The 18,824-nt window shown below is 71.7% G+C and carries 20 protein-coding genes; 16 read left to right on the forward strand and 4 right to left on the reverse strand.

Annotated elements, in window-relative coordinates; genetic code table 11:
- Positions 1–125 precede the first annotated feature (125 nt).
- Genes QF037_RS12295 through QF037_RS12305 form a run of 3 tightly spaced genes read left to right on the forward strand, consistent with a single transcriptional unit; the run spans position 126 to position 1,477 of the window.
- Entirely contained in the window at positions 126–557 is a 432-nt protein-coding gene (locus QF037_RS12295; RefSeq protein ID WP_046263356.1) for a roadblock/LC7 domain-containing protein, read from the forward strand.
- 1 nt (position 558) lies between these two features.
- Complete coding sequence (locus QF037_RS12300) at positions 559–915, forward strand: DUF742 domain-containing protein (protein ID WP_307024535.1); 357 nt, start codon at positions 559–561, stop codon at positions 913–915.
- Positions 902–1,477 (forward strand): GTP-binding protein, encoded by a 576-nt coding sequence (locus QF037_RS12305; protein WP_307024537.1) that lies wholly within the window; start codon positions 902–904, stop codon positions 1,475–1,477. The genes QF037_RS12300 and QF037_RS12305 overlap by 14 nt, the downstream gene beginning before the upstream one ends.
- Positions 1,478–1,558: 81 nt before the next feature.
- Here QF037_RS12305 and QF037_RS12310 read toward each other — a convergent pair whose 3' ends face one another.
- Entirely contained in the window at positions 1,559–2,518 is a 960-nt protein-coding gene (locus tag QF037_RS12310; protein WP_307024539.1) for an ABC transporter substrate-binding protein, read from the reverse strand.
- 348 nt (positions 2,519–2,866) lie between these two features.
- On the opposite strand from QF037_RS12310, the gene QF037_RS12315 reads away from it, so the two are divergent.
- From QF037_RS12315 to QF037_RS12335, 5 genes are read left to right on the forward strand one after another with little or no spacing between them, the layout of a single operon-like run.
- On the forward strand, positions 2,867–5,257 hold the full coding sequence (locus tag QF037_RS12315; RefSeq protein WP_307024541.1) for a sensor histidine kinase: 2,391 nt from the start codon (positions 2,867–2,869) through the stop codon (positions 5,255–5,257).
- Complete coding sequence (locus tag QF037_RS12320) at positions 5,254–5,727, forward strand: roadblock/LC7 domain-containing protein (protein WP_307024543.1); 474 nt, start codon at positions 5,254–5,256, stop codon at positions 5,725–5,727. Before QF037_RS12315 ends, QF037_RS12320 begins: the two co-directional genes overlap by 4 nt.
- Positions 5,728–5,749: 22 nt before the next feature.
- Positions 5,750–6,166: a DUF742 domain-containing protein gene (locus tag QF037_RS12325; RefSeq protein ID WP_307024545.1), complete on the forward strand. Its 417-nt coding sequence runs from the start codon at positions 5,750–5,752 to the stop codon at positions 6,164–6,166.
- Complete coding sequence (locus tag QF037_RS12330) at positions 6,153–6,755, forward strand: GTP-binding protein (protein ID WP_373463707.1); 603 nt, start codon at positions 6,153–6,155, stop codon at positions 6,753–6,755. The genes QF037_RS12325 and QF037_RS12330 overlap by 14 nt, the downstream gene beginning before the upstream one ends.
- A gap of 46 nt (positions 6,756–6,801) precedes the next feature.
- Positions 6,802–7,212 (forward strand): RidA family protein, encoded by a 411-nt coding sequence (locus tag QF037_RS12335; protein ID WP_307024547.1) that lies wholly within the window; start codon positions 6,802–6,804, stop codon positions 7,210–7,212.
- A 147-nt stretch (positions 7,213–7,359) separates the two neighbouring features.
- On the opposite strand, the gene QF037_RS12340 is transcribed toward QF037_RS12335, so the two are convergent.
- Genes QF037_RS12340 through QF037_RS12350 form a run of 3 tightly spaced genes read right to left on the reverse strand, consistent with a single transcriptional unit; the run spans position 7,360 to position 9,853 of the window.
- The gene (locus tag QF037_RS12340; protein WP_266886729.1) at positions 7,360–8,028 is read right to left on the reverse strand and encodes an ABC transporter permease; all 669 of its coding nucleotides are present in this window, start codon (positions 8,026–8,028) and stop codon (positions 7,360–7,362) included.
- Positions 8,025–8,720, reverse strand: a complete 696-nt coding sequence (locus QF037_RS12345; protein WP_266821106.1) for an ABC transporter permease — start codon at positions 8,718–8,720, stop codon at positions 8,025–8,027. Before QF037_RS12345 ends, QF037_RS12340 begins: the two co-directional genes overlap by 4 nt.
- Positions 8,717–9,853: an ABC transporter ATP-binding protein gene (locus QF037_RS12350; RefSeq protein WP_307024550.1), complete on the reverse strand. Its 1,137-nt coding sequence runs from the start codon at positions 9,851–9,853 to the stop codon at positions 8,717–8,719. Before QF037_RS12350 ends, QF037_RS12345 begins: the two co-directional genes overlap by 4 nt.
- A 323-nt stretch (positions 9,854–10,176) precedes the next feature.
- On the opposite strand from QF037_RS12350, the gene QF037_RS12355 reads away from it, so the two are divergent.
- The 8 genes from QF037_RS12355 (at position 10,177) to QF037_RS12390 (ending at position 18,759) form a co-directional block, all read left to right on the forward strand.
- Entirely contained in the window at positions 10,177–11,259 is a 1,083-nt protein-coding gene (locus QF037_RS12355; RefSeq protein WP_307024552.1) for a hypothetical protein, read from the forward strand.
- A gap of 15 nt (positions 11,260–11,274) precedes the next feature.
- On the forward strand, positions 11,275–11,472 hold the full coding sequence (locus tag QF037_RS12360; RefSeq protein WP_307024554.1) for a YxD-tail cyclophane-containing RiPP peptide: 198 nt from the start codon (positions 11,275–11,277) through the stop codon (positions 11,470–11,472).
- A gap of 35 nt (positions 11,473–11,507) precedes the next feature.
- A complete protein-coding gene (locus tag QF037_RS12365) occupies positions 11,508–12,764 on the forward strand; it encodes an FxsB family cyclophane-forming radical SAM/SPASM peptide maturase (RefSeq protein WP_307024556.1) in 1,257 nt (418 codons plus the stop codon).
- A gap of 79 nt (positions 12,765–12,843) precedes the next feature.
- Positions 12,844–15,831 (forward strand): FxSxx-COOH system tetratricopeptide repeat protein, encoded by a 2,988-nt coding sequence (gene fxsT, locus QF037_RS12370; protein WP_307024558.1) that lies wholly within the window; start codon positions 12,844–12,846, stop codon positions 15,829–15,831.
- A 181-nt stretch (positions 15,832–16,012) separates the two neighbouring features.
- Entirely contained in the window at positions 16,013–16,183 is a 171-nt protein-coding gene (locus QF037_RS12375) for a YxD-tail cyclophane-containing RiPP peptide (RefSeq protein ID WP_307037131.1), read from the forward strand.
- A complete protein-coding gene (locus tag QF037_RS12380) occupies positions 16,180–17,382 on the forward strand; it encodes an FxsB family cyclophane-forming radical SAM/SPASM peptide maturase (protein ID WP_307024560.1) in 1,203 nt (400 codons plus the stop codon). The genes QF037_RS12375 and QF037_RS12380 overlap by 4 nt, the downstream gene beginning before the upstream one ends.
- 76 nt (positions 17,383–17,458) lie before the next feature.
- Positions 17,459–17,821 carry a CU044_2847 family protein gene (locus QF037_RS12385; RefSeq protein WP_307024562.1) on the forward strand — a complete coding sequence of 121 codons (363 nt, stop codon included), beginning with the start codon at positions 17,459–17,461 and terminating at the stop codon, positions 17,819–17,821.
- The gene (locus QF037_RS12390; protein ID WP_307024564.1) at positions 17,818–18,759 is read left to right on the forward strand and encodes an AAA family ATPase; all 942 of its coding nucleotides are present in this window, start codon (positions 17,818–17,820) and stop codon (positions 18,757–18,759) included. The genes QF037_RS12385 and QF037_RS12390 overlap by 4 nt, the downstream gene beginning before the upstream one ends.
- The last annotated feature ends 65 nt before the right edge of the window (positions 18,760–18,824 follow it).

Consider the following 18,824-nt stretch of genomic DNA (forward strand, 5'->3'; position numbering starts at 1 on the left):
CACACCGGACACCCCCGGCCCCCAGCCCCCGGCCACCGGCACGGACGCCCCCGCCGACCGCTGACCTCCCCATCCCGACCGCCCTGCCCACCCCGCCGCCGCCCCCGCCGACGAAGGACGCCCTCATGACACGCCCCACCCCCGCCACCCACACCCAGCTCGACCAGCTGCTGACCGGACTCGTGGAGCGGGTCGCCGAGGTGAACCATGCAGTCGTGCTGTCCGAGGACGGGCTGGTCGTCAGCAAGTCGACCGGGTTCCTGCGTGACGACGCCGAGCGGCTCGCCGCGACCGCGTCCGGGCTCATGAGTCTCAGCAAGGGCGTCAGCATGGACTTCCGCGGTGGCCCGGTGCGGCAGGCGCTGATCGAGATGGCGCACAGCTATCTGATCCTGACCTCCGCCGGCCCCGGCGCCCACCTCGTCGTCCTCACCAATCAGGGCGCCGACGTCGGTGTGGTGGCGTACCAGATGAACATGCTCGTGAAGAAGATCGGCGAGCACCTCAGCGCGGCACCGCGGGCAGGCGTCGGCCCCACCGCCGACTCCGGCGCGTGAGGTGAGCGGAGGCGATACGGCGGGCCGTCTCGTACGGCCGTTCGCTCTGACCGGCGGACGTACCCGCCCCAGCCGCGCCGACTTCACCCTCATCTCGACGGTGACCGCGGTGGACCCGCCGCCGGTCCGGGCCCCTCGCCCGCAGCCGGAGCACCAGCGCATCCTGCGCCGGTGTGCCGAGCCGATCGCCGTCGCGGAACTCGCCGCTCTGCTCGACCTTCCGATGAGCGTGATCGTCATCATGCTCTGCGACCTGCTGGAAGCGGGCCGCATCACGGTCCGCCCGCCGCATCCGGTCGCCCCCGGCGTCGACCTGGATCTGCTGCAGAAAGTGAGGGACGGTCTTGGCCGACTCTGACACCATCGCCCGGCCGGCACCCGACACGGTCAAGATCCTGATCGCCGGAGGGTTCGGCGTCGGCAAGACCACCATGGTCGGCTCGGTCAGCGAGATCGCCCCGCTGCGCACCGAGGAGTCACTGACCGCGGCGGGCCTGGGCATCGACGACCTGCACGGCATCGAGGAGAAGAAGGCCACCACCGTGGCCCTGGACTTCGGCCGCATCACCATCAGCCGGGATCTGATCCTCTATCTCTTCGGGACCCCCGGCCAGCAGCGGTTCTGGTTCATGTGGAACGACCTGGCGCTGGGCGCCCTGGGTGCCGTCGTCCTCGTCGACGTCCGCCGCCCGGAGTCCAGCTTCGCCGCGATCGACTTCTTCGAACGCCGGGGCATCCCCTTCGTCGTCGGCGTCAACGGCTTCCACGGCGACCACCCCTACCCGCCCGACGAGATCCGCGACGCGCTCGCCCTGCCGGACCATGTCCAGGTCCTGCTCTGCGACGCCCGCGACCGCGAGTCCTCCCGGGACGTACTGATCGCTCTCATCGACCAGTTGATCGCCACGGCGGTCCCATAGAGGGCTACGACTGCGCCGACAAACGACGCGGGTGCCCTCCGTGTCGGAGGGCACCCGCGTCGGTTCGTCCGTGGTGGGGCGTCAGGACAGTCCGGCCGACTTCAGCCAGGCCTGGGCGACGTCCAGCGGGTCCTTGTTGTCGAGCTGCACCTGGGAGTCGAGGTCCAGGAGCGTCTCCGTGTCCAGCTTGGCGGAGACCGCGTTGAGCGCGTCCACGCCCTCCTGGGAGAGGCCGGACTTGTAGGCCAGCGGGGTCACGTTCGCGAAGCCGAAGAGGTTCTCCGGGTCCTTCAGGACGACGAACTTCTCCTTGGTGATGGTCGGGTCGGTGGTGAAGATGTCCGCGGCCTGCACGGTGTTCTTCGTCAGCGCCGCCTGGGTCAGCGGGCCACCCGCGTCGAGCGCCTTGAAGGACTTGAACTCCAAGCCGTACACGGACTTCAGGCCGAGCAGGCCCTGCTGCCGGGTCTGGAACTCGGGCGAGCCGCCGATGACCAGCTCGGGCGCGGCGTCCTTGAGGTCGGCGAGGGTGGACTCCGCGGTGAGGTTGTACTTCTTCGCGGTCGCCGCGTTGACGCTGACGGAGTCCTTGTCCTCGGCGGGCGACGACTCCAGCAGCGTCAGCGTGCTGTCGAGCTTCGTCTTCACCGCGGCGTTCACCGCCTCGGCGGTCTTCTGCTCGGCCTTGGGGTCGAGGTAGGACAGCAGCGAGCCGTTGTACTCGGGCAGGACGGTGATGGAGCCGTTCTTCAGCAGGCCGTAAGTGGTCTCGCGGCTGCCGATGTTGGGCTTGTAGGTGACCTTGATGCCCTTGGCCTTGAGGGCCTCGCCGTAGATGTCGGCGAGGAGAATACTCTCGGCGAAGTTGTTGGAGCCGACGACGACGGTGTCGCCGCTGCCGCTCCCCTTGTCCTCCTTGAGCGGGTCGGAGGCGTCGTCCGAGCCGCATCCCGCCAGCAGGGCCGCGGTGGCGGCGAGCGCGACGGCGGCTACGCCGGGATGCTTCCGGATGGACCTGCTGCGTGGGGCGTTGGAAGTCACGATTCCCGTTCCGGGCTGTGTGGGCTGATGAGAAACAAGCTCTGACACTGATCCAATCCAGCCAGTTCTCACTCAGTCAAGGGCAGCCTGGTCACCAATTGGCGTCAATGCGTGACCGGTTGCGAAAAGGCGTCGGCGGCCCGTCGAACAGGTGCCGTCCCGTTGTAACGGATTCTTGACTCAGGGTGGCATGATCGATCTTCCGAAGAGACGGTAGTCTCCGGGTCGTTGGCGTTCGGACACAGTGGCGTGCCGGTGCCCCATTGGTGCATTTCGACACCTTCCGACACAACCAGAATCGGTCACGTGACGCCTTCGCGCGCCGTCATCCCCCATGAAGGAGGCCTGGTGTCCTCGAGCGAGTCGGCTCCGCCTTCGGCCCCGGGTGGCATACGAGGCTTCGCCGATCGCCGGCCGTTCCGGCACAAGCTGAACGTGCTGGTCGGCGTGCCGCTGACGGTGGTCGCGGTCCTGCTCGCCTACCTCATCACCGACCAGGTCCAGCAGTCCTCGGAGGCGGCGGGCGCGGCACGGCTCGTGCGCACCAGCACCGAGGTCGCCACGCTCGTGGACCGGCTGGAGGCCGAGCACCAGCAGGCCGTCCTGCTCTCCGTGCGGCACGAGGCCACCAACGACGGCGGCACCCCCTCCCAGACCGCGTACCGCGAGGCGCAGGTGGCGGTGGACGACCAGGTCGAGGAGGTCCGCGAGGCCTTCGGTGACCGGCTCCCCGCGGACGAGGCCCGGGCGCTGCGGGAGATCGAGGGCCTGGAGAGCCTGCGCAACACCATCGAGCAGGCGTATCTGCCCGCCGACAACATCGACCCCGCCTACGCCAGTGCCGCCAAGGGTCTGATCGACGGCCTCGGCCTGGACCGCAACACGGCCTTGGCGACCACCTTCACCGGCAACCTGCTCGACTCCCTGCTGCGCGCCGACGCCGCCCACAGCGCCTTCGAGACCGGGGTGTTCTCCGCGACGACCGGTGACTCGAACGCGCTCATCGAGTTCATCGGCGCGATCGGCTCCTACGACGAGTACACCCACCAGGCCGACCGGTTCGCGCGGTTCGCCACCGAGGAGCAGACGGAGCAGCTCGCCAAGATCGAGCACAACAGTCCGCAGGCCGCGATCAACCGGCAGTTCGCCGAGCTCCAGATCGACCCCAGCTCCCTGCAGGCCGACTCCCCCGCCGAGATCCGCCGCAAGTTCGAGACGTCGCTCGACTCGTACCCCTCCTACCGCAAGCAGGCCGCGATCCGGCTGGGGATCACCACCTCGCTGATCGACCAGATCGCCGACCGCGCCGACCGTGCCTCCGACGAAGCGCTGCGCAACGCCGTCCTGCTGCTGGGTCTCGCCCTGCTCGGCTTCGTCATCTGGCTCGCGTTCTCGGTGGTGGTACGCCGTTCCGTGGTCCGCCCGGTCCAGGCGCTGACCCATGCCGCGCAGCAGGTCGCCGAAGACGCCGAGCGCGAGCTCGCCCGGGTGGCCGACGACGACGCCGAGGACGACCGCCCGGCGCGGCTGCGGGAGATGCCGGCCACGGCACGCGACGAGATCGGCGACCTCGCCGAGGCCTTCAACCATGTGCAGACCACCGCGGTCGCGCTCCTGGAGCGTCAGGTGCTCAGCCGCCGCAACGTCGCCGAGATGTTCGGCAACGTCGGCCGCCGGGTCAGCAATCTGACCACCCGGCAGCTGGCCCTGATCGACGCGGTGGAGCGCGGCGAGACCGACCCGGAGCTCCTCGAACGCCTCTACAGCATCGACCACATCGCCGTCCGTCTGCGCCGCAACGCCGACAGCCTGATGCTGCTCGCCGGCATCCGCGAGACCGTCCTGGACGCCGGGCCGATCGCGCTGACCAATGTCGTACGGGCCGCGCTCGGCCAGATCGAGGGTTTCCCACGGGTCCAGCTGCTCGCGCGGACCGAGGTCGCGGTGGCGCCCGACATCATCGGCGACCTGACCCTGATGGTGGCCGAACTCGTGGAGAACGCCGTGTCGTTCTCGCCCGCGGACAGCCCCGTCGAGGTGTTCGTGCAGAACTCGGCCGAGGGCGCGGCGATCGTGGTCGCCGACCACGGCCTGGGCATGGACCCCGAGCGGCTCGACGAGGAGAACGCCCGTATCGTGCGCCGTGAGCGTCTCGACCTGGTGCCCTCGAAGGTGCTCGGCCTCTTCGTGGTCGGCTCGCTGGCGCGCCGCTGGGACATCGACGTCGCCCTGTCCCGCACCCCTGGCGGCGGTGTCACGGCCGAGGTGACCCTCCCGCAGTCGCTGCTGCTGACGGCGGCCGCGGTGCGGCCGGCGGCACCGACCACACCGGCGGCGGCCACGGACGACTCGGGCCCCCGGCCTCCGGTCCCCGCCGGCGAACACGACGGCCCCCTCCCCCGCCGGGTGCGCCGCGAGGAGGACCCGGCCGCTCCCGAGGACGGCCTGCCCTTCATCCCCAAGGCCCGCGCCGAGGAACCGGCACCCGCCGACGACGCTTCCGGCGCCGCCCGCCCCCTGCGCCGCCGCGTGCGCGGAGCCACCCTGCGCACCACGGCCGACGCCGCCCCCGCGAGCACCCGCCAGGCACCCCGCCCCGCCGACCCGGAGGCCGTCCGCAGCTCCCTCGAGGAGTTCGAGGCCGCGGTGGAACGCGCCCACCGCGACAGCGACACGGAACCGCACCAGACCCCCCGCAAGCACGACCTGAACCACCTCCCGGAAGGAGCGGAACAGTGAGTACGTCGACAGGTGACACTCCGACGGGGAACACACCGGCCGATCTGAAGGCCGCGGCAGCCGACTTCACCTGGCTGTTGAATCGTTTCGCCACCGAGACCGCGGGCGTCGTGGACGCCATCGCCGTCTCCTCGGACGGACTGCTCATCGCGGTCTCCGAACTGCGTGAGCACGCCGATTCCGAGCGCCTCGCGGCGATCGTCTCCGGCATCACCAGCCTGGCCGCCGGCGCGTCCGGCAACTACGGCCTGGGCGGCCTCAACAAGGTCATCATCGACCTGGAGGGCGGCCACGTCCTGGTCTCCGCCATCGGCAGCGGCGCCGTCCTCGGCGTGGTCACCGACAAGGAGGCCAAGCTGGGCAACATCGCCTACGAGATGACGCTGTTCGCCAATCGGGCGGGCAGCGCGCTCAGTCCCCAACTGGTGCTGGCGCTGAAGAACAGCGTCGGCTCCCCATCGGCGCTCTGACCGGGACCGGGACGGACACGCCATGGCGGACGGCTCCTCAGCCCCGGGGCAGGACCCGGTCGGGCCCGCCTCCGCCGTGCGGCCGTTCCTGGTCACCGCCGGCCGGGTGGCGCCCGGCGGAGCCGGCCGGCCGATGCCCGTCGAGACCCAGGTGGTGGCCACCGTCGAGGGTCTCGATGCGCTCGGCGGGCTCTCCTTCGAGCAGCACGACATCGTCGCCGCCTGCCGCCGGCCGCAGTCCATCGCGGAACTCGCGGCCCGGCTGCGGCTGCACCTCAACGTGGTGCGGGTGCTCGCCGAGGACCTGCGCACGGAGGGGCAGTTGACGGTGCACGTGCCCGACTCCGACGACACGCACGACGCTTCCGTCCTGCGAAGAGTGATCGATGGCCTGCGCGCCATCCCCGACTCCCGAGGGGTACTCCGTGACTCCGACTGAACCGGCCACCCTCGACGGGTCCGGTCCGGCTGCCCCCGTGCGGCCGCCGCTCCCGGTCAAGATGGTGATCGCGGGCGGCTTCGGCGTGGGCAAGACCACCGCCGTCGGCGCCATCTCCGAGATCGAGCCGCTGACCACCGAGGCCGCCATCACGGAGGTCGCGGCGGGCGTGGACGACCTCACGCACACCCCGCGCAAGACCACGACGACGGTCGCGATGGACTTCGGCTGCATCACCATCGACCCGACCCTGAAGCTGTATCTGTTCGGCACGCCTGGGCAGGAGCGGTTCGGCTTCATGTGGGACGACATCGTCGAGGGCGCGCTGGGCGGCCTGGTCATCGTGGACACCCGCCGTCTCGACGACTGCTACGCCGCGGTCGACTACTTCGAGCACCGGCAGATCCCGTTCGCGGTGGCCGCGAACGCGTTCGACGGCAAGGTCGAGCACACGCTGGAGGAGGTCCGCTGGGCCCTCGACGTCGCGGACCACGTCCCGGTCGTCGTCTTCGACGCCCGCGAGCGCGGCTCGGTCCGGGACGCGCTGCTCGTCGTCCTCGAACTGGCCCTGGCCCGGACGGAGAGCTGACGCGGGGCACGGAATGGGCGGGAGCGAGCGGGAGTTGTGGCCTGACATGAGCCACGACGAACGCACCATCACCAATCCGCCCGCCCTGCACGACCCGACGCCCTTCGGCTACAGCCATGCCGTCTCGGCGCCCGGCGAACTCGTCTTCGTCGCGGGGCAGTACGCCTCCGACGCCACCGGCGCCCCGGTGCCGGGCGACTTCGCGACGCAGGTGGAGCTCGCCTTCGACCGGCTGCACGCGGCTCTGGAGGGCGTCGGCCTCGGCTTCGAACACGTCGTCCGACTGGGCTCGTTCGTCGTCGACCACGACCTCACCAAGCTGGAGACCCTCGGCAAGGCCCTGCACTCCCGCTTCGGCGACCGGCTCCCGGCCCAGACACTCAGCGGCGTCGCCGCCCTCGCCCTGCCGGGCATGCTCTTCGAGGTGGACGCGGTGGCCGTCCGACCGGTCGGCTAAGCGCTCCGCGGGAAGTGCCGCGATGTGCCGTCGGCCGTCCGCGGCGCCGTCGTGGCTGGTCGCGCGCACGCGGCGGAGCCGCATATCGACACAGCCCCGCGCCCCTTCAGGGCGCTGCCGAACCGTAGTCGACTCCGCCCGGACTGCTCAAGCGCTCCGGCGCACTCCCCTGGACACGGTGGCCCGTCCCACCGCCCAGAACAGTGCGAGGGTGAGCAGGGCCAGTCCAGCGACCAGCGTGGCGCCGCCGACGACCTTCTCGTAGTTGCGCTGGTAGAGGCCGTCCACGATGTAGCGGCCGAGGCCGCCGAGGCTGACGTAGGCCGCGATGGTCGCCGTGGAGACGATCTGGATGGCGCCGGAGCGCAGGCCGCTGAGGATCAGCGGGAGCGCGGCCGGGAGTTCGACGTGGAAGAGGACCCCGGCCTCGCTCATGCCCATGCCCCGCGCGGCGTCCACCGAGGAGGGGTCGACGGTGCGCATCGCCTCGTACGTGGTGACCAGGATCGGCGGGATGGCGAGGATGACGAGCGGGGTCATCACGTTGACCAGACCGAAGCCCACCAGCAGGGTGAGCAGTACCAGCAGGCCGAAGGTGGGCAGGGCCCGTCCCGCGGTGGCGATCAGGGAGAGGACGGTGCCGCCGCGCCCGTAGTGGCCGGTGACCAGTCCGACCGGCAGGGCGATCGCGGCGGCGATGAGCAGGGCCTCCAGGGTGTACTGGAGGTGTTCCGCCACCCGCGTGGGGATGCCGTCGTAGCCCTGCCACTGGGCGCTGTCGTTGAAGAAGTTGCCGATGTGGGTGAGCAGGTTCACCGTGCTGCCTCTTCCAGGACGGGGGCGGCCTTCCGTTTTCCGCGCTGCGGGCGCGGCATCCACGGCGTCAGCAGACGGCGCAGGAGCACCAGCGCGGCGTCGGCGAGGATCGCGAGGGCGGCCATGGACAGCACGGCGTTCACGGCGAGTTCCGGCCGGTTGTAGATGTTGGCGTCGTTGAGCAGGTTGCCGAGGGCGCCCTGGTTGCCGATGAGGGTGCCGACGCTGACGAGGCTGACGCTGGACACGGTGGCGACCCGCAGCCCCGCGATGATCGCGGGCACGGCGATGGGCAACTGGACCTGGACGTAGCGGCGTACGGGTCCCAGGCCCATGGCCTTCGCGGCCGCGAGGGTCTCCTGCGGGACCGAGCGGACGGCGTCGACGACGGCCGGGACCAGGACGACGAGGCTGTAGACGGTGAGCGGGATCATCACCGTCAGCTCGGTCATGCCGGTGTAGTCGATGAGCAGCACGAAGAAGGCTAGCGAGGGGATGGCGTAGAGCACGGTCGTCACCCACAGCACCGGCGGGTACAGCCAGCGGAAGCGCACGCAGAGCTGGGCCAGCGGCAGCGAGATCAGCAGTCCGGCGAGCACCGGCAGCAGCGCCTCGCGCAGATGCAGCCCGACCAGGCCCAGCCAGCTGTGCTGGAGGTCGCTGGGGATGTCGAACATACGGTCCCAGTTCATCCGGCGACCTTCGCGTCCGTACGGCCCTGTGCGTGGGCGCCGCGGATGGCCTCCGCGATGGTCTGCTGGGAGACGACTCCGGCGACCTTCCCGTCGGCGTCCACGGCGACCGCCCACCCGGTGGGCGAGAGCACCGCACAGTCCAGCGCGGCCCGCAGCGAGTCGGTGCCGGCGACGAACGGCCGCCCGTGCGACAGCAGTCGGCCGACCTCGACCTCGCCCGCCGTCAGGTGCTGCGGCTCGCTCCAGCCGAGGGGCCTGCCGTCGGCGTCCGTGACAAGGAGGTAGGGGGCGTCCGCGCTGTCGCGCACCCGCTCGGCGAGCTGCTCGGCGGTGGCGTCGACCGCGACGACCGGCCCGGTCGACAGCTCCAGCCCCGCGGACGGGAAGAAGGAGAGCCGGCGGATACCGCGGTCGGCGCCGAGGAAGTCCTCGACGAACGCGTCGGCCGGGCTCGTCAGCAGTTCGGCGGGCGGCGCGTACTGGGCGAGTCTGCCGCCGGTGCGCATCACGGCGACCATCGTGCCGATCTTGACGGCCTCGTCGATGTCATGGGTGACGAAGACGATAGTTTTACCCAACTCCTCCTGGATGCGCAGGAGTTCGTCCTGGAGGCCCTTGCGGACCACGGGGTCGACGGCGGAGAACGGCTCGTCCATGAGCAGGACCGGCGGGTCGGCGGCGAGCGCCCGGGCCACGCCGACGCGCTGCTGCTGACCGCCGGAGAGCTGGTAGGGGTACCGCTTGGCGAGCGCGGCGTCGAGTCCGACCCGCTCCATCAGCTCACGGGCCCGCTCCCGGGCCTTGTCCTTGCTCCAGCCGAGGAGACGGGGCACGGTGGCGATGTTGTCGATGATGGTGCGGTGCTGGAAGAGTCCGGCGTTCTGGATGACGTAACCCATGGACCGGCGCAGGGTGTTGACCGGCTGCCGCAGGATGTCCTGGCCGTCGAGGAGGATGGTGCCCTCGGTGGGTTCGACCATGCGGTTGATCATCCGCAGGGTGGTCGTCTTGCCGCAGCCCGAGGGGCCGACGAGAACGGTGATCGAGCGGTCGGGTATCTCCAACGAGAGCCGGTCGACCGCCACCGTGCCGTCCGGGTACCGCTTGGTGACTGAATCTATCCGTATCAAAACGCCGAATACCCTTCGGGTCTGGCCGAGGTGGACCGCTTTCGGCCGTGGTGGGGCGGGCCGTTGCGGGTGAGTCTAGACGGCTCGTGTTGACGCACTTCAGCGGGCACAATCCGGTGGGGCGGCCGGAAAGCACTGTTGACCGGGCGGGGCGCGCGTACTGTCATGGAGTTCGCACGCATCCGACCGTCCATGACGAGGAGCGCGACGTGAGTGACCGGCGCAGCCACGCGGTGCGGTGCCCCGTCACGCGTCCGCCGCACGTCAGTGACCGAAACGATTCGTATGTGACCGTCTCCGTCCGCCGGGCCCGGTGACCGGCCATGGCCTCCGGCGGATCGGCCGCGGGCGGCGGCCCCCGACTACCCTCCTCCCTTCCCGGCCGGCCCGGCTTCGACCCGGCGGTGCTGGCCCGGGGGCGGCTGCTGCTGGCGCTCGCCGACGACGCCCGGGGACGTGACGCGGCCGACGAGGCGCGGACGCTCGCGCTACGGGCGGCGGCGGACTTCGAGAGCGGCGTACGGCTCAGCGGCCGGCACGGCGCCCCCTCCGCCGTACGCTGCCGGGCCCTGCTGGACCTGGCCGAGGCCCGCGCCGTGGCCGCCGGTGACACCGGGCACCCGGGGGTCCTGGAGGCGCTGGAGCGGGCGGTGGGGGCGGTCCGCGACCAGGGGCCCGCGTTACGTGTGCCGGCCCTGCGCCGGCTGGCCGAGGCGCACACGGCCCGCTACCGGCACACCGCCGAGTCCGCCGAACTCGTCGCCGCCGACGGGTACTTCACCCAGGCCGAGGCCCTGCTGGACCGGGACGACCCGGAGCGGGCGGAGCTGCTCGCGGGCCGTGGCGAGGTGCTGGTCGCCCGGGCCGAACGGGGCGGCGAGCTGGCGGTGGCCACCGATGCCGTACGGGTGCTGCGCGCGGCGCTGGCACTGACGGCCGACAGTGATCCCCATCTGGCCGACCGGCGGCTTCTGTTCGGGCGGGCGCTGCGACATCATCACGGCGCGGGCGGAGCGCCGACCGATCTGCACGAGGCCGAGTGGGTGCTGGCCCGCGCGGCACGGGGCGCGCGCGACGACCGTACGGCGGCGCTGGCCTGGCTGGAGCGCGGCGACGTCCTGTTGACGCTGGCCGGGGACGCCGGGGCGCCCGAGTGGCTGGACCTGGCAGCCGCTGCGTACCACCACGGCGTACGCAGCGCGGAGCGGGCCGGTGAGCCGCTGCTGGCCGCGCGGGCGCATCACCAGCGCGGGGTGGTCCTGGAGCGGACGGCGGGACCGGAGCACGCGCTGGAGTCGTACCGGACCGCCTGGGCGCTGTGGCAGCGGGCCGGGGCGGCTCAGGGGCCGCAGGCCCGGTCGACGTTCGAGCGCATGACCGCGCTCGCCGGAACAGGGAGACGGTGAAAGGGAGTGTGCAGGGTGACGGAGCCGACCGGACGGGACGGACATGCGGGGACCCCGCTCCCCGATTACCGGGGCGTCGATCTGGCCGCGCTCCGCGCCCGGGTCGACCACCCCGTGCTGGGCGCGGTGCTGGCCACCCTGCTGGCCCGGTCGTGCGACGCCGACGGCGGACTCGTGGCGTATCACGAGGACTCCCCGGGGGTAGAACGGTAGCGGCGGCACCGGGCCGCCCAGGGGGAGGCGACGCTGTGCAGACCGCTTCGGACGACAGCTTACGGATCGCCCGGGACCGGGAGTTCGCGCCGTGGCCGCACGCCGGGCTGGACGTGGCGGCCCTCAGACGTGCCGGACAACGCCCCTTCCCCTTCCGCCAGTTCGTCCTGAAGGTGCACAGTCGCTGCAATCTCGACTGCACCTACTGCGTCATCTACCAGGGCGAGGACGCCAGTTGGCGCGGCCGACCGGCACGGGTGTCGCCGGGGGTGATGCGGCAGACGGCCCGGCGGATCGCCGAACACGCCGTCACCCACGGGCTGTCCGAGGTGCGGATCGACCTGCACGGCGGGGAGCCGCTGCTGTCCGGCGCCGACACCGCCCTGCAGTACACGGCCGCCGTACGCCGGGCGCTGCCGGCCGGCGTCGCGCTGCGGGCCACCGTGCAGAGCAACGGCACGCTGATCACCGACCGGACCCTGGACCGGCTCGCCGACGCGAACATCCGGGTCGGGCTGAGCCTGGACGGCGGCACCGCGCACCTGAACGCCCGCCGCGTGGACCGTGCGGGGCGGCCGTCCTGGCCGGCGGCGGAGCGGGCCGCGCGGCTGCTGGCGGACCGGCCGGAGCTGTACGCCGGGATCCTGTGCGCCATCGACATCACCAGCGACCCCGGGGAGGTGTACTCCTCGCTCGCCGAGCTGCGCCCGCCCCGCCTCGACCTGCTGCTGCCGCACGCCAACTGGTCGAGCCCGCCGCCGGGCCTGCCCGCCCGCGCCCCGGGGGCGTGGCCGGCCGTGCCCACCCCGTACGGCGACTGGCTGGCCGCCGCCTTCGACCTGTGGTGGGACGGCGCGCCCGACGGCTCCCAGCCCCGGGTGCGGCTGTTCACGGAGGTCGTGGCGCTGCTGCTCGGGGTGCCCAGCACCACGGAGTCGATCGGGCTCTCGCCGACCTGCGCGGTGGTCGTGCACACCGATGGCTCGGTGGAGCAGATCGACTCTCTCAATCTCGCCTACGACCAGGCGACCGCCACCGGTCTCGACGTCTTCGGGCACGCCTTCGACGAGGCGCTGGACCATCCGGGGATCGTCGCCCGCCAGCTGGGCGTGGCGGGTCTCGCGGACGAGTGCCGGGCCTGCCCGGTGGGCCGGGTCTGCGGGGGCGGCAACTACGGCCACCGCTACTCCCGCGGTACGGGCTTTCGGCACCCGTCCGTGTTCTGCGCCGACCTGGAGCGCCTCGTACGGCACGCGGCCGGGCGGCTGAGCGCGGTGATGCCCCCGGATTGAGCGACGTATCGCATAAAGTGCAAGCGAAACGGACAAAAATCGTTATTCCATTGATTTCGGTGTAAGGGGAGACGTTCGGATGGCCGACCGGTCCAAGGGCGCCGAGTCCCACGAGCACTTCACCATCAGCTACGCGGGATTCAACCGGCCCTGGGCGACGTGGATCGCGCACCAGCTGGAGCAGCTGGGCCACGAGACGACCCTGCTGCGCTGGGACCCTCCGGTGCGGATGCCGCTCACCGAGGCGTTGCGCAATCTGCTCCAGGCGCCCGGCCGGGTGCTGCTGGTCCTGGACGACTGGTACTTCTCGCTGGGCCCCCGCTCGGACGCCGAGTGGACGCAGGCGCTGCACGAGGTGGTGCCGGCCCATGTGGACCGGTTCTCCGCGGTCAGCGTGGCGACGAGGGCGCTGCCCGCGACGGCCGCCCCGCTGCGCCCGGTCGACCTGCGCGACCTGGACTCGCGCGAGGCCCGCCGCCGTATCCTGCGCCGCCTGGACTTCGAGGCGTCCGCCGAGCCCGCCGCCCCGTCCGGCATCTCCGCCCCCCGCTTCCCCAACGACCCGCCGTCGGTGTGGAACGTGGCACGCCGCAATGTCCGCTTCACGGGCCGCGACGCGATCCTGGAGGAGCTGCACGCCCGCTTCGAGCGCGGCGGCCGCAGCGGTGCGCGGGTGGCGCTGCGGGGCATCTCCGGCGTCGGCAAGAGCCAGATCGCCAACGAGTACTCGCACCGCTTCGGCAACGACTACGACATCGTGTGGTGGGTCGGCGCCCGCTTCCGCGCGCCCGCGCGCGAACAGTTCGCCCAGCTCGCCCCGCGCCTCGAACTGCCGGTCGGCCAGGAGCTGGGCGAGCGGATCCGCGCGGTCCACGAGGCGCTGCGGACCGGGACGCCGTACAAGAGGTGGTTGCTGATCCTGGACTCCGCGGACGACATGGAACAGATCGAGGATCTGCTCCCGGAGGGCAACGGCCATGTCCTGATCACCACCCTCACCCAGGACTGGGCGGCCTCCGGCAATGTCACCGAGATCGAGGTGCTGCCCTTCCGGCGGCCCGAGTCCGTGGCCTACGTCCGCCGGCGCGCCCAGCGGCTGAACGACACCGAGGCCGACCAGCTCGCCGACGCCGTGCAGGACCTGCCGCTGCTGCTGGCGCAGACCGCGGCCTGGCTCGACGCCAACGCGATGCCCGCCAAGGACTACATCTCGATGATCCGGCGCGGCGAGGCCAGCCAGATCGGCATCCGGATCTCCTCCGACTACCCGATGGGCTTCCAGACCAGCTGGTCGATAACTCTCAACACGCTCCAGGAGAACAACCCCGAGGCCGTGGAGCTCCTCCATCTGTTCGCGCTGTTCTCCCCGGACGCCATCCCGGTCCGGCTGATGCAGGCCGCCCACCCCTCCGACCTGCCCGACCACCTCGCGGCCCTGGCGGGCGACCCGATCCGCTGGCACACCGCGCTGCGCAGGCTGTCGGAGTCGACCGCGGTCCGGCTGGACTACGTCGAGTCCTCCGACGCCGAACCGGCCGTGGACCGCGTCTCCATGCACCGCCTCTACCACAGCTTCCTGGTCAGCACCCTGACCGAGGACCGCCGCGAGGCACTGTCGACGATCGCCTGCACCCTGCTGGCCGGCGCGGACCCGCGCCGCCCCATCGACACCCGGGAGTGGACGCGCTACGCCGAGCTCATCCCGCACCTGGAGACCGCGGGGGCCCTGGACAGCCCCGACCCGGTGGTGCGCCAGCTCGTCCTGAACTGCATCGAGTACATGCGGGTCCGGGGCGAGAACCGGGCCGCCCTCAGACTGTGCGAGCAGGCCGTCACCCGCTGGCGGACCCGGCTCGGTCCCGACGACCGGGACATGCTGATCCTGATCCACGACCACGCCAACATGCTGCGGCGCAGCGGCCGTTACCGGGAGGCGGAGGCCGTCGGACGCGCCGTCCTGGACCAGCTCGCGGAGACCCGCGCCGACGACGACCCCGACCTGCTGCGCGCCAAGAACGGCCTCGGCGGCACCCTGGTGTCGCTGGGCCGCTACGACGAGGCGCACGACATGTTCAAGGAGTGCGTGCAGGCGTACACCAGCACCCTGGGCGCCGACGCTCCGCGCGCCCTCCAGGACCGCGGCAACCTCGCCGTGGTCACCAGCCTGCTGGGCCGCTACAAGGAGTCCCTGCAGCTGCACCGTGACATCCTGCTGATCCGGGAGCGGCTGCTGACCCCGCGGCACCATCTCACCCTGCGCTCGGGCATGTTCTACGCCTGGATGCTGCGCCTTCTCGGCCGCTACGACGAGGCGACGTCACGCCAGGAGCTCAACGTCCGCGCCCACCGCAGCACGATGGACCGCTACACCCCCCAAACCCTGTACGCCGAGCACAACTTGGCGCTGTGCATGCGACGCAAGGGCGATCTGCTCGGCGCCGAGTCGCTGATGCGCAGCGTGGTCGAGCGGTTCGTGCAGCGGCAGGGCCCGAACCACCCCGACTCCCTGCTGGTGCAGGCCGACTTCGCCACGTTCAACCGCGAACACGGCAACCTGGAGCAGGCCCGGGAGTCGGCGGCGAGCGTCGCCGAGCAGTACGCCAGACTCGTCGGCCCGCAGCACCCCTACGCGGTGGGCACAGCGGGCAATGTGGCGCTGGCCCTGTGGGAGTACGGGGAGCGCGACGAGGCGCTCCGGCTCGCGGAACGGGCGCTCACGGACATGCGTGCAGCGGTCGGTCCGTCCCATCCCTGGACCCTGGGCGCCGGACTCAACGCCGGGGGCGCCCGCAGCCTCGCCGGCGACGAGGAAGGCGCGGCCGAACTGACCCGCGCCGTCCTGGAGTCGGCGCGCACGACCCTGGGCGAGACCCACCCGCTGACCCTCTCCTGCAAGGCGGCCCTCGCCTCCGACCTGCGGATACTGCGACGCGGGCAGGAGGCGTCCAAGCTGGAGCACGAGGCGCTCCAGCAGCTCTCCGACACCCTGGGCGCCCAGCATCCCCACACCCTCTCGGTCCGCCGCCGGGAACGGCCCTACTGGGACTTCGAGCCGCTCCCGACCTGACGCATAGCCAGACCCCAGCGGCCGCTGCCAACTTGAGACCTGTACAACAGCCCGGCGCGGACATTTCCGGTCCGCCGCGCCACTAGGCTGGGCCGCGCCGTGTGTCAAGAGGCCGGTTCGGCCGTTTTGGAGAGGTTTGAGCGTGCGGGGTACAGAAGGGGACAGGCCTCCCTTGCGTGGAGTGCGGGAGCCGGGCGGCGCGCTGCCCGACCTCACCGATCTCGACCTGCTGGCGCTGTCCCGTGAGTCATCGCATCCGGTGCTCGCGGCGGTCGCCACGGGCCTGCTGCCCCGCAAGCTGCGCGGCGGCCCCGCGATGGCCTTCTACGAGGACGGTCCGTATCAACTGTGACCGCACGGTGGCCGCTTGAGACCCTGGACGTCGCCGGATTACGGCGGTCCGGCGTACGGGCCGTGCCCTTCCGGCAGTTCGTCCTGAAGGTCCACAGCCGCTGCAACCTGGCCTGCGGTTACTGCTACGTCTACGAGGGCGCCGACAGCAGCTGGCGGGACCGTCCGGCGGCGGTGTCCGCCGGGGTGGTCCGGCGCACCGCGGCTCGGATCGCCGAACACGCCACGGCCCACGGGCTGTCCTCCTTACAGCTCAACCTGCATGGCGGAGAGCCCTTGCTGGCCGGGGTGGACACCCTGGTCGGCTATGTCACCGCCGTGCGGGAGGCCGTCGGCGCGGGCTGCCGGGTGGACGCCAGCGTGCAGACGAACGGCACGCTGCTCACCGAGGACCGGGTGCGCCGGCTGGCCGACGCCGGGATCGGCATCGGGGTGAGCGTGGACGGCGGCACCCCGTGGCTGAACCGGCACCGCGTCAACCACGCCGGGCGCTCGTCCTGGCCGGCGGTCTCGGCCGGGCTCGAGGTGCTGCGGCGGCATCCGCAGGCGTACGCCGGGATCCTGAGCGTGATCGACCCGGACTCCGACCCCGTCGAGGTGTACACGTCGCTCACCGCACTCGACCCGCCCTCCATGGATCTGCTGCTGCCGCACGCCAACTGGGCGCATCCACCGGCCGCGAGAGGACCCCACCCCTACGCCGACTGGCTGATCCAGGTCTTCGACCTCTGGTTCGACTCCGCCGGACAAGCCGTCCCCATCCGGCTGTTCCGCGAGATCATCGGGCTGCTGCTCGGCCTGGACGGCGGGGCCGAGGCCGTGGGGAACTCCCCGATGGTCGCCGTGGTCGTCGACACCGACGGGGCGATCGAGCAGGTGGACTCGCTCAAGACGGCCTACGAGGGGGCGCCCGCCACCGGACGTGACGTCTTCCGGCACTCCTTCGACGACGTCCTGGACCATCCCGGCGTCGTCGCACGGCAGTTGGGCCGCCGCGCGCTGGCCCCCGAGTGCCTGGTCTGTCCGCTGGCGGCCGTGTGCGGCGGGGGCAACTACGCCCACCGCTACCGCGCCGACGAGGGCTTTCTCAACCCCTCGGTGTACTGCGCCGACCTGGACCGGCTGATCCGGCACATCGCCGACCGGGTACGCCGTGCCGCCGACCTCGGGACGCCCTCGGAGACGATCGACAACCGCTGAGCACCAGGCTGTTGAGCGAGCCGGGAACGGGGAAGGAAAGCACAGGGATCCGGCTCGCAGGACGGGGGAGTGCTGCATGACGATCGTGACAGGGGTGGCGGCGGACGGCCGGGACGGACCGGTGTACGTCGAGGTGGACGGTGTTCCGGCCGCGGGCGGCGTCGACGACGTGTACCGGGGGATCGACACGCGGGGCCCCGCCGACCGGGTGCTGGAGGTGGCGCGTGACGTCTACGCCGACGGTCTCGACCTGGCCCGGCGGTGCGCGCGGCAGGCGGCGGAACAGCTGCACGACCTCGGTGAGGGGCTCAAGCCCGACGAGGTGGAACTCCAGCTGTCGATCAAGCTGGACGCCGAACTCGGCGCGGTGCTGGTGAAGTCCGGGGCGGAGGCACAGCTTCAGGTCACGTTCCGCTGGAACACGGGCGGCGCCTCGTGACCGGTGGGACCGCCGGCTCCGGGATCCACATCCTGCCGTACAGCTATGTGGTCGGACAGGCCGAGCTGAAGCTCGCGCTCGAACTGAACTACATCGCGCCGCGGATCGGGGGCGTCCTCGTCAGCGGGCAGCGCGGGACCGCCAAGTCCACGGTGGTGCGGGCGTTCTCGCTGCTGACCCGGGGAGAGCTGCCGGTCACCCTGCCGATCAACGCCACGGACGACCGGGTGCTGGGCGGCTGGGAGCTCGACGCGCTGATGCAGGGGGTGGCGCGGACCCAGCCGGGGCTGCTCGAGGAGGCCGGCGAGAAGGGGATGCTGTACATCGACGAGGTCAACCTGCTGGACGACCACATCGTCAACATCATCCTCGACGTCGTCTCCACCGGGGTGCTGTCGGTGCAGCGGGAGGCCATCGACACCGTGCGCAGCGTCAGCTTCGGTCTGGTCGGGACGATGAACCCCGAGGAGGGCGGTCTGCGGCCCCAGTTGCTCGACCGCTTCGGGCTGATGGTCGCCGTGTCCGAGCTGGACCAGGAGGCGCGGCGGGCGATGGTGCTGGCCGTGCTGCGCTTCGACGACGAGGCCGGGACGGAGTCCTCCTGGCTGGCGGACGGGATCGCCTCCGACGAGGCGCTGCGCGAGCGGCTGGACGCGGCGCGGGCGGCCGTGCAGGACGTACGGCTGAGCGAGGACATCGCCAAGCTCTGCGCCGACGTCGCCACGCAGTTGCGGGCGGTGGGGCACCGCGGGGAGGTGGTCACCGCCTGGGCCGCCCGGGCGCTGGCGGCCTTCGAGGGCACGGACGAGGTCACCCCCCACCACGTACGCAAGGTGGCCCCCCTCTCCCTCCGCCACCGCCGCCCCGAAGCGGCCCACGGCGGCCCCGTCGATTGGACACCGGAGGAGTCGGACCTGCTCGACGGGTTGCTGGGATGACGACGGGACGGGGGCGGACGACCGACCCGCGTCTTTTGCGGACACCGGTGCACTCCGGGCCCGGG

It is taken from the genome of Streptomyces canus (assembly GCF_030815415.1).
Classification (GTDB): Bacteria; Actinomycetota; Actinomycetes; order Streptomycetales; family Streptomycetaceae; genus Streptomyces; species Streptomyces canus_F.

Excerpts from the sequence above, each read along its gene's own strand:
- QF037_RS12335 (WP_307024547.1), top strand. The coding sequence starts at position 6,802 with ATGAGCCACGACGAACGCACCATCACCAATCCGCCCGCCCTGCACGAC.
- QF037_RS12295 (WP_046263356.1), top strand. The coding sequence starts at position 126 with ATGACACGCCCCACCCCCGCCACCCACACCCAGCTCGACCAGCTGCTG.
- fxsT (WP_307024558.1), top strand. The coding sequence starts at position 12,844 with ATGGCCGACCGGTCCAAGGGCGCCGAGTCCCACGAGCACTTCACCATC.
- QF037_RS12325 (WP_307024545.1), top strand. The coding sequence starts at position 5,750 with ATGGCGGACGGCTCCTCAGCCCCGGGGCAGGACCCGGTCGGGCCCGCC.
- QF037_RS12355 (WP_307024552.1), top strand. The coding sequence starts at position 10,177 with ATGGCCTCCGGCGGATCGGCCGCGGGCGGCGGCCCCCGACTACCCTCC.
- QF037_RS12345 (WP_266821106.1), bottom strand. The coding sequence starts at position 8,720 with ATGAACTGGGACCGTATGTTCGACATCCCCAGCGACCTCCAGCACAGC.
- QF037_RS12385 (WP_307024562.1), top strand. The coding sequence starts at position 17,459 with ATGACGATCGTGACAGGGGTGGCGGCGGACGGCCGGGACGGACCGGTG.